The following is a 15,248-nucleotide window of genomic DNA, read 5'->3' as shown; positions in this document are numbered from 1 at the left end:
CCTTCCGACGAGCCTTGACCATCACAACGGAGAGAATCATGAAAGCGATCCAAGTCGCGCAGTACGGCCAGGCAGAAGCGCTGGAGCTCAAAGAACTTGCGGATCTGAAACCCAATGACGATCAGGTGTTAATCAATGTTGCCGGTAGTGGGATCAATCCAATCGATTGGAAAATCCTCTCCGGTGCCATGCAGCAATTCATTCCTCTGCCACTGCCCTACACGCCTGGCGTGGAAGTCTCAGGCACAGTCGCCGCGGTGGGCAGGAATGTCAGAGACTTTGTCGTTGGCGACAAGGTGTTCGGGTTTATCGGGATTACCGGCGGATATGCGACCCAGGCCCTCTCAACGCCAGATCGTCTGGCCCACACGCCGACAACACTATCGTTGCAAGAAGCCGGCGGCGTGCCGGCGGCAGCGCTGACCGCTTGGCAAGCTCTGCATGAACACGCCGGCATTCAGGCAGGTCAAAAAGTCCTCATTCACGGCGGCTCAGGTGGCGTGGGCAGCTTCGCAATCCAGCTCGCCCGCCTTGCCGGTGCTTATGTGATCGCGACCAGCTCTGCGAAGAACCACGACTATCTGCGTTCACTTGGCGCCGATGAGGTGATTGACTACACCACGGCTAAATTCGAAGACAGCGTTGCTGACCTCGATGCGGTCATTGATCTGGTCGGCGGCGAAACTCAGAACCGTTCATGGAGTGTGATCAAGCGCGGGGGCGTTCTGGTTTCCCCCGTAAGCGCACCCTCTGCACAGAAGGCAAGCGAGCACGGTGTGAGTGGCAAAAATTTCGCCACCCGCTCCGATGGCAGCCAATTGGTCGAGATTGCCGCGCTGTTCACATCCGGCAAGCTCAGCCTTGAGGCTCAAGTGGTACCGCTGACAGAAGTTGTCGACGCGGTTAAACAAAGCTGGGCCGGACACACCCGGGGAAAAATCGTGCTCGATGTCAGCGCTCAGGCCGAATCCTGAACCAGATCGCATACATCGCCGGCAGAAACACCAGCGTGATGATGGTGCCAACAAACGTGCCGCCGATCAGCGTGTACGCCAGCGTGCCCCAGAACACCGAGTGGGTCAGCGGAATGAACGCGAGAATCGCCGCCAGCGCGGTCAACAACACCGGCCGCGCCCGTTGCACTGTCGCTTCGACCACGGCATGGAACGGCGCCAGCCCTTCCTGCTCGTTGTGATGGATCTGCCCGATCAGAATCAGCGTGTTGCGCATCAGAATCCCCGACAGCGCAATCAACCCGACCAGCGCATTGATGCCGAACGGCTGGTTGAAGATCAGCAGCGTCGGCACCACACCGATCAAGCCTAACGGCGAGGTAAGGAAGACCATGATCATCGCTGAGATCGAGCGTACCTGGACGATGATGATGAGCAGCGTCATGGCGATCATGATCGGCAGCAACGGCAGAATCGCTTTGCCGGCCTTGCCGGATTCTTCGATGGCGCCCGCCTGTTCAATCCGGTAGCCGGAAGGCAGGTTTTCGAGGATCGGCTGCAACTGCTGGATGATCGCGCCTGAGACGTCCGGCGGCTGCAAGCCTTCGGCGATGTCGCCACGCACGGTGATGGTCGGCGTGCGATCGCGGCGGCGCAGGATCGGGTCTTCCATGCGCACTTCGACCTGGCCGATCTGCGACAGCGGGATGCGCTGCCCCGCCGCACCGACCAGGGTGAAGCCTTCGATCTGCGCCGGATCAAGGCGGATATTGCCCGCCGCACGGCCAACGACCTGCACGGAACGGATGTCTTCGCGCACCGCCGTGATCGGCACGCCGCTGAGCAGAAACTGCAACTGCTGGGCGACTGCGCTGGACGTCAGCCCCACTGCCTGCAAGCGATCCTGATCCAGGTTGAAATGCAGCGTCGGCGTCAGCGGCCCCCAGTCAGTGTTGACGGTTCTCATCATCGGGCTGTTCTGCATCACCGCCCTGACCTGCTCGGCAATGTCGCGCAATTTCGCCGGATCAGGCCCCATTACCCGGTAGGCCACCGGAAATGGCGAATACGGGCCGAATACGATCTGCGTCGCCCGAACGCGCGCCTCTGGAGCAAGCCCTTCGGCGACCGCTTCGCGCAAACGCAACTTCAGAGTTTCACGGGCGTCCTGGCTGTCGGTCAGCACGACGATTTTGGCGAACGATGGATCCGGTAACTCTGGCGCCATTGCCAGGAAAAACCGAGGCGCACCCTGGCCGATATAGGCGGTGACGATTTTGGCCTCTTCCTGCTTGTGCAGCCAGGCTTCGACTTTGGCCGCCGCCGCGCTGGTCTGCTCGATTGACGTGCCGTAAGGCATCTGCACTTCGATCATCACTTCGGGGCGGTCCGAGGTTGGAAAGAACTGCTTCTTCACCAGCCCCATGCCTGGGATCGCAACAGCAAACAGCGCGACCACCGCACCGGCCACCAGCCATTTCCGGGTAATCACCCACGTCAAAATCCGCCGGAAGCGGTTGTAGCGTGGCGTGTCGTAGATCGCCGCGTGCCCGCCTTCGACTTTCTTGATGTCGGGCAACAGCTTCACGCCCAGGTACGGCGTGAAAGCCACGGCGACGACCCACGAAGCAATGAGCGCGACGCCGACAATCCAGAACATGTTGCTGGTGTATTCGCCCGCCGTTGATTGCGCGAATCCGTTGGGCAAAAAGCCAATCGCGGTGACCAGCGTACCGGCCAGCATTGGCGCTGCCGTGTGGCTCCAGGCATAAGCGGAGGCCTTGATGCGGTCGTAGCCCTCCTCCATTTTCACCACCATCATTTCAATGGCGATGATCGCGTCATCGACCAGCAAGCCGAGCGCCAGAATCAGCGAACCCAGGGTGATCCGGTCAAAGTTCTTGCCGGTCGCCGCCATCACTACAAACACGATCGCCAAGGTCAAGGGCACCGCCGCTGCGACCACCACGCCGACACGCCAGCCCATGCTGAGAAAACACACGAGCATGACCACCAGCAGCGCGACAAAGAACTTGACCATGAACTCGCCGACCGCCGAGTCGATATTCACCGCCTGATCAGTGACTTTCGACAGGGTCATGCCCAAGGGCATTTCCTCGTTGATCCTGGCCGTTTCGGCGTCCAGCGCCTTGCCCAGATCGAGACCGTTCCAGCCCTCGCGCATGATCACGCCGAGCAATAAGGCTTCTTCGCCGTTGTTGCGTACGAGGAAGGTCGCCGGGTCTTCGTAGCCGCGTTCGACCGTGGCCACGTCAGACAGTTTGAGTGTTCGTCCCTGCGCCACCACAGGCGTGTCACGGATTTTCTGCAGCGTGTCGAACGCGCCATCGACGCGCAAAAATACCTCCGGCCCTTTGGTTTCGACCGATCCGGCGGGGGTCAGCACGTTCTGATTGTTCAGCGCGGCGAAGATGTCCTGTGGCGCCAAGCCCAGCGTCGCCAACCGATCATGGGAAAACGAGACGAATATCCGCTCGGCCTGCTCGCCGATGATGTTGACCTTTTTCACCCCCGGCACGTGCAACAGGCGCTGGCGTAACGTCTCTGCATCGCGTACCAGCAAGCGCTGCGGCTCGCCCTTGGCTTTCAAGGCGAACAGCGCGAAGGTCACGTCGGAGAACTCGTCGTTGACCATCGGCCCGATGACACCGGTCGGCAGCCTAATCGCTTCATCGTCGAGCTTCTTGCGTGCCTGATAAAACTCTTCCTGCACTTGCGACGGCGGTGTGCTGTCGAGCAACGAGACCATGGTGAACGCCAGTCCCGGACGCGTGTAGGTTTCCGTGCGGTCGTACCACTTCAATTCCTGCAAGCGTTTTTCGAGTGGTTCGGCGACCTGATCCTGCATCTCTTGCGCGGTCGCTCCTGGCCACGCGGTGATGACGGTCAGCTGCTTGACCGTGAACGGCGGATCTTCCGCCCGGCCCAATTTGAAGAACGACAGGACGCCGGCAACGGCGATGAGAAAAATCAGAAACACCGTGATTGCGCGCTGGCGCACGGCGATGGCGGAAAGGTTGAACCGGCCCTCGCTCATGGACGACTCCCGTCAATCTGGCCATCGTCGCGGGCAAGCAAGCGCACTTCTTCGCCATCGCGCAGCAGATGCGCGCCCAGCGCGACGATCGGCTCACCGACGTTGAGCTGGCCAGCGACACGGGCCGAGTCATCGCTCAAGCCCAGGACCTCGACCGGGCGCCAGCTCACTTTGGCCGGTGTGCCGGCGATGACCCACACGCCGGGGCCTTTGCCCGGGTCGTAGATCGCGGCGACGGGCACCTTCAGCGCTTGATCTGGCGAAGAACTCTGGGCAATTTCGACGGTGACCGTCGAGCCGATTGGCGCATTGGCCAAACTGCCTTCGAGCACATAGCGCGCCTCAAAAGTACGAGTTGTGCTGTCAGCCGAATCGGAAAGCAGACGCAGTTTTGCGCTCACGGTAGCCGACTTATCGCCATACAATTTTGCCTGAGCGGTCGAGCCCGGCGCGGGGCGCAAGGTCTCGGGCAGATGGACGATGGCCTCCCGCTGACCGGCCCGCGCCAGCCGCACCACCGGTTGTCCCGGGCTGACGACTTGCCCGGGCTCGGCGAGGGTTTCCACCACCACGCCATCAGCGTCCGCCAGCAAAACCGCGTAACCCGAGGCGTTGCGCGCTACGTCCGCTTGCGCCACAGCGGCATTGAGTTGCGCCCTGGCGGTGTCGGCTGCGGCTTTGAACTGATCGTAGGCCGATGCCGAAATGGCGCCGGCGGCGACGAGCCGGCGATTGCGCGCTTCGTCACCGGCAGTCTGTTTGGCTCGGGCGCGAGCGGCGCTGACCGCTTCTTCCTGAGCTCGCGCCTGCAGGCCGAGGTCGATCGGGTCCAGGCGCATCAGCGGCTGGCCGCGCTTGACCGTCTGGCCGGTATCTACCAGACGCTCAAGCACCTTGCCCGAGACGCGAAAACCCAGGTCGCCCTGCACTCGCGCCGCCACGACACCGGTGAACGATCGGGAGCCGTCTTCTGCAGGCTGCACCGCCGCCGACCTGACAAAGGGCGCCAAGGTACGCGGATCCTGCGCGGTGGAAGAATCACCGCACGCCGTCAGGGCCAGGGGCAATAAACATACCGCGAGGGGAAAAGGTCGGAGCCGGCGCATGGAATTCCTTCACTGAAAATAGGATGATCATCATATTCTCAATCTTGTGACCGATATCGTCAACAGTCACAGAGTCACCGGCCCGATGTTCAGCGCTGAATCAGAAGCGATAGCTGACAGAAGTACCGAGCCCGCTGGCGCTGTTCTTGTATTTCGCGCTGTACGAACCCTTGCCAGCCGAGGTGTCGTTGATCTCCACGCTCTCTTCCCAGAGATAGGAATAGGCGACGTCGATGGTGACATTTTCCGCAGGCGTCCAACCGGCGCCGAGGCTGAACACCTTGCGATCGCCCGTTGGAATACGCGGCCCGCGATTGGTGTTGTTCGCCGGAGACTGATCAACCGAGAACCCGGTACGCAGCACCCATTGGTTGTTCAACCGGTACGCCGCGCCGATGGCGTGAGCCCAGGTGTCGTGCCAGTTCTGCTCCTCGCTGATCGTGCCCAACTGGCCGGCTAGCAATGGCGGCAATCCACTATTTTCGATGGTCAGCTCTTTGAAGCGACTCCAGCGCGTCCAGGTGCTGCCGGCATACAGCGTCCAGTCGTTGTTCAGTTGATGGGTGACCGAGAAGTCCACCGACTCCGGGGTGTCGACGTCCAGCGAGGCGTCATAGCTGCGACCGCTGACCCCAAGCACGTTGAAGATGCCATCGCTGAGTTTGCTTTTCGCGTCGAGGTGGTAACTGACTTTTGAGTGATAGGTCAGGCCCAGGCGGGTCTGCTCGGTCGCCTGCACCATGACCCCGACGTTGAAGCCCAGCGCGGTATCGTCGCCCGTGCTTTTGACTTTGCCGTCATTGCGCCCGGGGCTCAGCGGATTGGCGACCATCCCCGACAGCTCGCCGCTGATGCGGTTGATGGTCGGGCCGAAGCCGATCGACACCTTGTCATTGAAGGCATAACTGATAGTCGGCTGGAACGTCAGCGTGGTGACTTCGCTTTTGTTGGCGTAATAGCGGCCAGCGAAACCACTGCCGTAATCGGTGATCAGGCCAAACGGCACGTAGAACCCCACGCCGAACGCCCACTGCTCGTCGATCGGTTTGACGTAATAACCCATCGGTACCGTGGTGGTCGGCACCATGTCGCCGTCTTCCTTGCCGCCGAACGTGCTGCGGGTCTGGCTGATATCGGACTTCGCAAACAGCGTCGCCTGCCCCACGCTCGCCTGCTCGCGCTTGAGCCGCGCCATGCCCGCCGGGTTGCCAAAAACGGTGCTGGCGTCTTCCGCCGAGGAAGAGCGACCGGCAAAGCCCGATCCCATGCCGCTGACGCTTTGCTCATTGAGCGCAAAACCACCCGCAAGAACATTCGACGAGGCAAGAACGACAGCCAGCCCCACCGGGCGCTTGAGCATTGTTTTTTTCATTGTGTGGACTCTATGGGTGACTCGGAATTGGATGAACTGCGGCGGCCATGTTATCCGAGTGACCATATCAGTCAACAGTCACGCCTTGGGCAATTTTTCATCGTCCGCCCTGTACAGGCGAGGCGAGATCAGGGGCGACTGATCCGAGTATTCAGATCAGAAGAGGGTCAAGGCATCAAGCTGCGCAAGATGAGGTTCGAAGTCAGCGTGGGCGCCACTTCGATAAAGTCGAGGTTGTGTTGCAGCATCAGTGGATTGACGAAGGGCCGCAGCGCCAAGTGGATCGATTCGACCGTCTCGTCCAGCGGCGTCCTGCGCTCGAACTCACCGGCCTCGCGCCCTTCGCGGACAATGTCGGTGATAAAGCGCTTGATCTGCGCATCGTAACGCTGCGCACTTGGCCAGTTCTCACCCGCTGCAAACGCGGCAATGTCATAGAGTTTGCGATCGTTGAAGAACAGATTCACACCCGTGGCGATCACGGTTTTCACCAAACGGCGGAAACGCTCGGTAGGCGTCAGGTCTTCCTCGTTGATCGCCTGCTCGACCGCCGCAACGATTTGCCCCAGACAGTTAGCGCAGATGGCTTCGCCAATCGCCTGCTTGGAATCAAAGAATTTGTAGATGTACGCCTTGGAGAAACCGATGGCCTTGGCCAGATCGGACACCGTGGTCTTGGCGTAGCCGTACTGGCTGAAATGCTCGTTGGCCGCCGCGACAATCTGATCACGAATGTCGTGATCAACGGGACCACGCGGGCCGGGGAAGGATGGGGAAACTGAGGACTGATTCATGTCGGCAGCTTACTCACCCGCCCGCCGACTGACAACGTGTGACTCATTCTGAAAACCACCACCCATCCACTGTGGGAGCGAGCCTGCTCGCGAATACGCCCGCCCAAACAACACCAATTCCCCAAGCTGCTGCACTACCCGGCCTTACTGATCGCAGAAAAATTGATACGAGAAAAGCCATGCAGCAACATCCCGACAATGATCAGCGCCCCCGCCCGCAACCACGTCTCCCACCCCTGCTGACTGAGCAGCACCAGACACGAAACAATCGCAAGCACCGGAACGAAGGTCGGCACGCGAAAGTGATCCTCCTCCACCCTGTCGCGACGAAGAACCAGCACCGCCACATTGGTACTCAGAAAAACGAACAGCAACAGCAAAACCACCGTCTCTGCCAACGTTGCCAGCGTGCCTGTGAGTGTCAGGGCAATAGCGACCACGGTAGTTGCAACAATGGCAGCCCATGGAGTTTTTCGTTCAGGCAGCACCGCACCCAAAACACCCGGCAACAGCCCCAGATTCGCCATGCCATAGGTCAATCGGCTGGCCATGATCATGGTTAACAGCGCACCGTTGGCCACAGCAATCAGCGCAATGAAAGAGAACAGTGCCGGCGGGATTGCGAGGGTCGATGCGCGGACAACTTCGAGCAAAGGCGCCGACGTGGCCACCAACTTCTCGGTAGGCAACACCGAAGAAGCCGCCACGCCCACCGCCATGTAAACCACGCCAGCGGTGAGCAAAGCCGCGAACAAGGCGCGCGGGTAGACCTTGCGCACGTCCTTGATTTCCTCGGCGAGATTGGCCGAGGTTTCGAAGCCTACGAAGGAATAGAAAGCCAACAACGCCGCCCCCAACACCGCCAGCATGGGACTGACGCCCGGCTTGAACGTGAGCGTCCGCCCCAGATCCGCATCGCCTGTGCGGAAATACCAGACAGCGGCGACGATCACCAAAATCAGCCCGGACAGTTCAATCACGGTCATCACCAGGTTTGCCCCAAGCGACTCCTTGATCCCCCGCGCATTGAGCAGGCCGATAGCCAGAAGAAACACCAGCGCTGCAATCTGCGGCGATACGTCGACGAAGGCGTTCAAGTAATCACCGGCAAACGCCAGCGACAAACCCGCTGCACTGGTGACCGCAGCCGCCAGCATGCAAAAACCGACCAGGAAGGAAATGAGCGGTGACTTGAAGGCTTTTTCCGCGAATACCGAAGCCGCGCCGGCGTGGGGATATTTGGTCACCAGCTCCGCGTAGGAACCCGCCGTCAACATGGCGAAGAACAATGCGATCAGCAGCGGCACCCAAATCGCGCCGCCCACCTCCCCCGCGATCGTTCCGGCGAGTGCGTAAACGCCCGCCCCCAGAACATCGCCGAGAATAAACAGAAACAGCATCGGGAAAGTGATAGCCCGGCGCAGAGAAGTTTTATCAGTGGGAGCCGTCACGGTCATTCCTTGATTCAGGTGGGTAGGAGCTGGAGGGTTGTCACCTCAAACAATGGAAATGGCGCCGAAAGCAAAGTTCAAAATGTGTGACCGCCCGACTGGCACGACGCTGTAAACGTTGCCCACTCGACACCTGTGGGAGCGAGCCTGCTCGCGAAGACCCCAGCCCGATCAACACGAAACCTCAGCCAAAACCAATTCCCTAAACACCCCGTTTAAAACCGACATCCAGACTGTTCCAGCAAGCTACAACGCCTTGCGCCATTGCCTACGACTACGCCAGAATCCGCCGGCTTGTGCGCCTCGGGCCGTGGTTCTATCGTTGGCCGGTCACTGAAAACAGTGATCGGGTTTGGTAGCCCGCTTTCCACATGGCGCATAACGTCATTCTATGCAGATGCTTTCGCATCGGTTTTATGGTGGCCATGCGCAGGGCGTTTTCGAGCGCGCCGGTTTTTCCATGTGGGCCGGTCTACCAACCTTCGTATGGCCACCACCCTTCGTTTGGTAGCGAGAGTGATGGCTCCCTTGGTCACATATGGAGCTTCACCATGTTCAAAGTCACGCCAAACCCGCCACAGTCGGACGCAACCTCCCCCTACGAATCCCTCGACTCAAAAAAACTCCACGAAGCTGCCGACCGCGCCCTCGACCACTACCTCAAACCCAGCGACACCATCAAAACCACGCCCTACCAGACCAGCAGCATGTTCCTCGCCAACCCGAAAACCGCGACTGAAGAATTGCTGGTCAACGCCAGCGAATCGCTAGGCTCGGCCTCGGTGATGTTGAGTGACGTGATTGGGATGGTTGAAGGATCTGCGCGCAAGACGCTGCAAGGTATCGCGCAGGTCGTCATGCTCGGCGAGCTGGCGGTTAATCAGGCGTTGGATAACGTCGTGCCGGTGGAGTAAGCGCAAACTCCCTGTCGCTGGTGAGGTACGAAGTTTCAAAGACCAGCGGTGAGCGTTGGCGTGGGCTCATGTCTCGCACCCTATCGCGCTCGTCTCAAAAGCCCAGCCTTGCGCTGGGCTTTTGCCGTTTAGTGGCAGTGGTAGTCGTTGGTTTTATGGTTGCGATGGCAACCCTTTGAATCAGTGCCACCGCTGTGCGCAAAGGCAGCAACGGATGTAATCGATAATATTGCGGCAATCAGAATGGCGGACAGTTTCATCAGGGCTTGCTCCATGCTCGTGTTGTTATTCTTTGTGAGATGTCTCACGCGGAGCAGCGTATGGCCAGGTGCCTTCATTGAGCAAGCGACTTCTCCGGACATTCGATCAAAGGTCAAGTGCTTATTTCTTGAGCTACGCATATCTCTGGTTTAGGATGAGCTCGCATCCCCCTAGGGGGGATATAAATTCATCTGAAACCGAGATTTCCTGAAGCCTCTTTCTTCGAGAAATCTCAATAATCAGATGGGCGCACGCGTTACATTCGAGATTGCTCATGTTGAAAATCCTGGCCAACCGCACCTATCGTCACCTCTTCCTTGCGCAAGTAATCGCACTCGTCGGGACCGGTCTTGCCACGGTCGCATTAGGCCTGCTTGCTTTCGACTTGGCCGGTGCCCAAGCGGGAGCCGTACTCGGTACGGCGTTAGCGATCAAAATGACCGCCTATATTGGCGTTGCGCCGATCGCAGCGGCTTTTGCAGAGCGACTTCCCCGGCGTGCAATGTTGGTGTCGCTGGATCTGGTGCGAGCCTTCGTCGCGTTGGCTCTGCCGTTCGTGACGGAAATCTGGCAAATCTACGTACTGATCTTCGTCCTTCAATCAGCTTCGGCAGCGTTCACTCCCACGTTTCAAGCGACCATTCCAGACATCCTGCCGGATGAAGACGATTACACCCGCGCCTTGTCGCTATCGCGCCTGGCTTACGATCTTGAAAGTGTTGCCAGCCCGATGCTCGCCGCCGCGTTGCTCACAGTGATCAGCTTCCACAATCTGTTCGCCGGCACGGTCATCGGCTTCCTCGCGTCGGCAGCTTTGGTCGGCACAGTATTGTTGCCAAAGGCGAAGCAGATACCACGACGCAGCATTTACGAACGAACCACTCGAGGTATGCGTATATTTCTGGCCACACCGCGCTTGCGTGGGCTGCTCGCTCTGAATCTGACAGTGGCCGCCGCCAGTGCCATGGTTATCGTCAATACGGTGGTGCTGGTGCAATCGCGCTTCGCTCTGCCTCAAAGCTCGACGGCATTGGCGCTGGCTGCGTTTGGAGGAGGCTCGATGGTGTCAGCACTGGTCCTGCCTCGGCTGCTCAAGAACATCAAAGATCGAACGGCCATGCTGGCTGGCGGTGGAATACTGGTCGCAGGCTTACTGGTTGGCATCAGCCTGACCACTTATCGCTTCCTTCTGCCGCTATGGCTGGTGCTGGGGGTGGGCTATTCGCTGGCTCAAACTCCAAGCGGTCGACTATTGCGACGCTCGGCACATGCCGAAGATCGGCCGGCATTGTTCGCCGCCCAATTTGCTCTCTCCCATGCCTGCTGGCTGATTACCTACCCGTTGGCTGGATGGCTGGGCGCAAACATCAGTCTTACGGCATCGTTTGTTGGGCTGGCTGTGGTGGCAGGTTGTGCTCTCGTTGTCAGTATCGTCATCTGGCGTCCAGCTCATGACCAAGACTCGATCAGACACACCCACGTGAACCTGTCGGACGATGACGCACACATCGACGGCGAGCAAGGGACAGATCACGAACATCCTTACGTGATCGATGATCAGCATCGCCGATGGCCCAACACCTGAGCGCCATTCCCTGAAACCTGACGCCGCTGGTGACCAGCATTCATATCAGTAACCGCAGGACTTGCAGAGCGGCAAGGTGCCCCGGATAGAACCAGTAGCCCCATTGCCTTACCGGCCAGACTTTGAAGGACAGGTTCTGACGCAGTAACCAGAGTCCTGTCAGAGGAGCGGCGAACGCGGTGCTCAAGGCCAGCAACGAATACAAATCCAGTTCCAACGCTTTGGTCACGATACTGCTTCGGGTGTTGATCAACAGGCATAACGCTGCTGGCAGCAAGCAAAGAACACCAGGTTTCTTTATCGCTACCAGGACGGCCGCTGGAACAAGTGCACCGTAGAAGCCATACATCAGTGGGTCATCCATCACGTAGGCAATAGCCACAGCCATCAACGCCGTGGCGCTACTCAACAACGTGCGATGTTGCCATCCCCAGGCGATCAACAGCCCTAACGCCAGGGTAACCAACACGTTGAATGATCCCGAAGTGCTGACATAGCGATAAGGCACTTCTGAAATGGCAGCAAACAAGACCATCAATGCAAGGTATCTGCCGTTCGCCCGCGTTAACAGCGCGCCCTGTTTCGAGCGCGCGACGTTGGCCGCAATGGCGACACAGAACAACGGAAAAGACAGTCTTCCCGCAATAAACAGATTGCTCATCTCGGGCCAGACCAAGCGTAAATGGTCGATAACCATCGTCAGCAGCGCCAGCCACTTGATCAGATCCAAGCTACTGCTTCGGCTGATTTGTGAGGAGTACGGGGGATTCTGAGCAGACGTCATACCCACCTCAAGTGACCGCAGGTAGCAGCGTGGCGGCACCGAATGCCGCCAAGAACAGACCGATGTAGCTGGTGAGCTCGATCACTCCGACTCCGCCTTATGCGCTCAGGCCAATCCAGCCATGAAAGCCGACATAGAGGCCAACGCCAATGATCAGCACGCTGGACAGGTAAGGAGCGCGGCGCGCCACGGTTCCCAGCCACGGCCAGCGATTGGAAGCCTGTCTGGCACCAATGGCCGCAGCGGCACCGACAGTGACCAAAGTCAGCGCCAGGCCGATACTGAAACACAGGACGAGCATGCCGCCGAGCGCGACTTCTTTGACTTGGAGGCACAGCAACAGGACAGTGATGGCAGCCGGACAGGGAATCAGGCCGCCAGTCAGCCCGAACATGACGATCTGACCCGTGGTCACTTCGCGGTTGGTGAAGCGCTTACGGATGTCGTTGGCATGAGCACGTTCGTGCGCATCCTGATAGCCATCAATCGACAGCTCCAGGCCTTCGAGTTCGGAATGCGCATGCCCGTGATCATGCTCCTGGAACGTCAGGTCGTAATCATGCGAATGCCCCGCGTGTCCAAGGCTCAAGCGAGCGCTGAACTCGTGCGGTTCCGGAATATCCACCGTCGACTGCAGAAAGCCTTCGCGCTCGACGAACGCGAACGATTGGCTGCTGCCGTCCGGACGCGTCGTGGTCAGGCGAACATCCGAGGCTGCCCAGGCGTGTCCGCTCAAGGTCTTCAGGCGCCAGTGCGGTGGCATGCCTTCCTCGAAGATCGACAGTTCAACACGGCCATGGCCGGTATCTATTCGGTGCGTTTCATCATGATGACCATGGTCGTGTTCGCCGTGATGGTGATCATCGCTTTGCTCAAACTTGAACATCTGCTCACCGCGCCAGGTACGCCACAGCATCCACAGGGCAATCGCGATGATCAGTGCAGAGGAAGCAAGCTGGAAATACGGCTCAGTGGTTTCAGCATCCAGGCCTTTGCCCAGGTACATGCCGCCGATGGCGACCAGCCACACCACGGCGGTGTGCGAAAGCGTTGCGGCCAACCCCAACAAAACAGCCTGTTTGACCGAGCCACGGATGGCCACGATAAAGGCCGCCATCATGGTTTTCGAATGGCCTGGCTCCAGGCCATGCAAGGCGCCGAGCAGAATCGCGCTCGGGAAATACAGCCAGGCGTGAGCCCCGCCTTGCTGCAACAGTTCAGCGAAATCGGGCATGTCAGACCTAAAGGTACTTGGTGATTTGTTTGAAGGCTTCCAGCGGTGCGCGCTCGCCATTGCCTAGCGCCGAAACGGTATCTTCGAGGCAGTGGTCGATGTGATCCTGGATGAGCGTGCGTTTGGCCTGGCAGATCGCTTTCTCGACCGCATGAAGCTGCTGGGCGATATCCACGCACTGACGCCCTTCTTCGATCATGGTGATGATGCCGCGCAAATGCCCGTCCGCCCGTTTGAGGCGTTTGATGATCGCCTCATGGCTTTGGTGGGTGTGGGGATGGCTGTGGTCGTGTTCGTGTTCACTCATGAGTTGAGTCTCAGGGCTCGATGAATTACGCTGGCATCGTATCCCCCCAGGGGGGATTAGGCAAATCGCTTGAGCGCCCTGTCGACGAGTTGAAACCTTTAACGCCATGTACAGCAAAACACTGACAACGACGGCAGTAATCGCGCTTGCTCTCGCCATGTTCATGGCCTGGGCCGGGCATACCTATTCGTTGCCAGTCACCTCGGGGCAGCCAGCCTGGGAGATCGCTCAGGACGTCCATCATGCTCACGGCGAAGAGTCGTCATCCAGCCACGACCGGCGATTACCTGAGCGTCAAACAGTAGTCCGGAACACATTGAAAACGAGGCCGCAAATGCGGCCTCGTTTTTTTCTGCGCGAAGAAAAGTGCTGGATTCAAATTCCACAAATGTCCGTGCGCAGCCGCCAGGCGTCTTTCGCTGGTGGCATGCCGAACAGACGGGCGTAGTCTCGGCTGAACTGCGAGGGACTTTCATAACCGACTGCATATCCCGCCTCTGCGGCATCGACCGCTTCGGTGACCATCAGCCGGCGTGCTTCCTGTAGCCGCAACTGGTTGCGAAACTCCAGCGGGCTCATCGAGGTGATCGCCTTGAAATGCGTATGAAAAGAAGAACGGCTCATGCCGGCGATTTCGACGAGCTCATCTATCCGACACGCTTCGTTGTAGTGGCTGCGCAGCCAGGCAATGGCCTTGGCGATCTGGTTCAAGCGGCTGTCTGCTTGCGTCATCTGCCTGATGATGCTGTTGCCTTTCTCGGTTAGAAGGCGATAAAGCATTTCGCGAATCACCAGCGGAGCGAGCGCTTCGATATCCCGTGGCCTGTCGAGCAACCCGGCCAGCCGAACCGCAGCATCCAGCAGTTCTGGAGTCGTATCGTTGAGCGTAATGCCTGCCGGCGGTGCACTGACGCTCTCTTCTCTTAGCGGATGGCGCAGCGCAAGGTCGCTCAACACAGTGGTATCGAGATCCAGCGCCAGGCACAGATAAGGAACAGCCTCACTCGCCTCGATGACCGAGCCCATCACCGGAAGGTCTACCGATGCAATCAGGTACTTGGCCGGATCGTAAACATAGACGGTAGTACCCAGCATCGCTTGTTTACGTCCCTGAGCGACAAGGCAGAGTGTCGGCTCGTACACCACCGGCATAGGCATCGTGGGCGAAGCCGAGCGAATAAGGCTGACACCTGGGATCGCGGTGCTGTGAATGCCGTCATCCAGGACGTGACGACCAACGATATCGACAAGCTTTGAAAGGGAATTCAAACACAACTCCATAACGTGGGGATGCGGCGGTTAAACATCTGGCCTGTCGGATGATCAAGCAAGAAATCAGGACGATCCTGCAACAGCCCTCCTCCGCTCATAAGTCACACTTCAGATGAAGCCCAGAGGTACTGCCGGCCAAACCCGCGCCGATTCTTTG

The 15,248-nt window shown here is 59.0% G+C and carries 13 protein-coding genes; 3 read left to right on the top strand and 10 right to left on the bottom strand.

Annotated features, from left to right (window positions below; translation table 11 throughout):
• Positions 1-38 precede the first annotated feature (38 nt).
• Entirely contained in the window at positions 39-974 is a 936-nt protein-coding gene (locus AB4O45_RS24405; RefSeq protein WP_076563265.1) for an NADP-dependent oxidoreductase, read from the top strand.
• On the opposite strand, the gene AB4O45_RS24400 is transcribed toward AB4O45_RS24405, so the two are convergent.
• The 5 genes from AB4O45_RS24400 to AB4O45_RS24380 form a co-directional block, all read right to left on the bottom strand.
• Entirely contained in the window at positions 952-4,011 is a 3,060-nt protein-coding gene (locus tag AB4O45_RS24400) for an efflux RND transporter permease subunit (RefSeq protein ID WP_460160677.1), read from the bottom strand. The genes AB4O45_RS24405 and AB4O45_RS24400 overlap by 23 nt on opposite strands.
• The gene (locus AB4O45_RS24395) at positions 4,008-5,117 is read right to left on the bottom strand and encodes an efflux RND transporter periplasmic adaptor subunit (protein ID WP_460160676.1); all 1,110 of its coding nucleotides are present in this window, start codon (positions 5,115-5,117) and stop codon (positions 4,008-4,010) included. The genes AB4O45_RS24400 and AB4O45_RS24395 overlap by 4 nt, the downstream gene beginning before the upstream one ends.
• Before the next feature lie 100 nt (positions 5,118-5,217).
• Complete coding sequence (locus AB4O45_RS24390; RefSeq protein WP_460160675.1) at positions 5,218-6,489, bottom strand: OmpP1/FadL family transporter; 1,272 nt, start codon at positions 6,487-6,489, stop codon at positions 5,218-5,220.
• Between the two features lie 167 nt (positions 6,490-6,656).
• Positions 6,657-7,283 carry a TetR/AcrR family transcriptional regulator gene (locus tag AB4O45_RS24385; RefSeq protein WP_016774383.1) on the bottom strand — a complete coding sequence of 209 codons (627 nt, stop codon included), beginning with the start codon at positions 7,281-7,283 and terminating at the stop codon, positions 6,657-6,659.
• 134 nt (positions 7,284-7,417) lie between these two features.
• The gene (locus AB4O45_RS24380; RefSeq protein WP_310219559.1) at positions 7,418-8,740 is read right to left on the bottom strand and encodes an APC family permease; all 1,323 of its coding nucleotides are present in this window, start codon (positions 8,738-8,740) and stop codon (positions 7,418-7,420) included.
• Between the two features lie 545 nt (positions 8,741-9,285).
• Between AB4O45_RS24380 and AB4O45_RS24375 the strand changes: the two genes are divergently transcribed.
• Positions 9,286-9,648, top strand: a complete 363-nt coding sequence (locus AB4O45_RS24375; RefSeq protein ID WP_095179679.1) for a DUF6124 family protein — start codon at positions 9,286-9,288, stop codon at positions 9,646-9,648.
• A 128-nt stretch (positions 9,649-9,776) separates the two neighbouring features.
• On the opposite strand, the gene AB4O45_RS24370 is transcribed toward AB4O45_RS24375, so the two are convergent.
• A complete protein-coding gene (locus AB4O45_RS24370; RefSeq protein ID WP_116657708.1) occupies positions 9,777-9,908 on the bottom strand; it encodes a YHYH domain-containing protein in 132 nt (43 codons plus the stop codon).
• A gap of 275 nt (positions 9,909-10,183) precedes the next feature.
• Here AB4O45_RS24370 and AB4O45_RS24365 point away from each other — a divergent pair, with 275 nt between their 5' ends.
• Positions 10,184-11,494: an MFS transporter gene (locus AB4O45_RS24365; protein ID WP_460160674.1), complete on the top strand. Its 1,311-nt coding sequence runs from the start codon at positions 10,184-10,186 to the stop codon at positions 11,492-11,494.
• 40 nt (positions 11,495-11,534) lie between these two features.
• On the opposite strand, the gene AB4O45_RS24360 is transcribed toward AB4O45_RS24365, so the two are convergent.
• The 4 genes from AB4O45_RS24360 to AB4O45_RS24345 all read right to left on the bottom strand — a co-directional run bounded on the left by AB4O45_RS24360 (position 11,535) and on the right by AB4O45_RS24345 (position 15,088).
• Positions 11,535-12,278: a TraX family protein gene (locus tag AB4O45_RS24360; RefSeq protein WP_460160673.1), complete on the bottom strand. Its 744-nt coding sequence runs from the start codon at positions 12,276-12,278 to the stop codon at positions 11,535-11,537.
• Positions 12,279-12,375: 97 nt separating this feature from the next.
• Positions 12,376-13,512 (bottom strand): nickel/cobalt efflux protein RcnA, encoded by a 1,137-nt coding sequence (locus AB4O45_RS24355; protein WP_122601587.1) that lies wholly within the window; start codon positions 13,510-13,512, stop codon positions 12,376-12,378.
• 7 nt (positions 13,513-13,519) lie between these two features.
• Positions 13,520-13,819 carry a metal-sensing transcriptional repressor gene (locus AB4O45_RS24350; RefSeq protein ID WP_016774379.1) on the bottom strand — a complete coding sequence of 100 codons (300 nt, stop codon included), beginning with the start codon at positions 13,817-13,819 and terminating at the stop codon, positions 13,520-13,522.
• A gap of 375 nt (positions 13,820-14,194) precedes the next feature.
• Positions 14,195-15,088, bottom strand: coding sequence for an AraC family transcriptional regulator (locus tag AB4O45_RS24345; protein ID WP_460160672.1), 894 nt, complete (start codon positions 15,086-15,088; stop codon positions 14,195-14,197).
• Positions 15,089-15,248 lie beyond the last annotated feature (160 nt).

It is taken from the genome of Pseudomonas sp. S2_B10, from assembly GCF_054668425.1.
The sequence above is the reverse complement of the archived record's forward strand: the minus strand, read 5'-3'. Positions and strand labels throughout refer to the sequence as shown.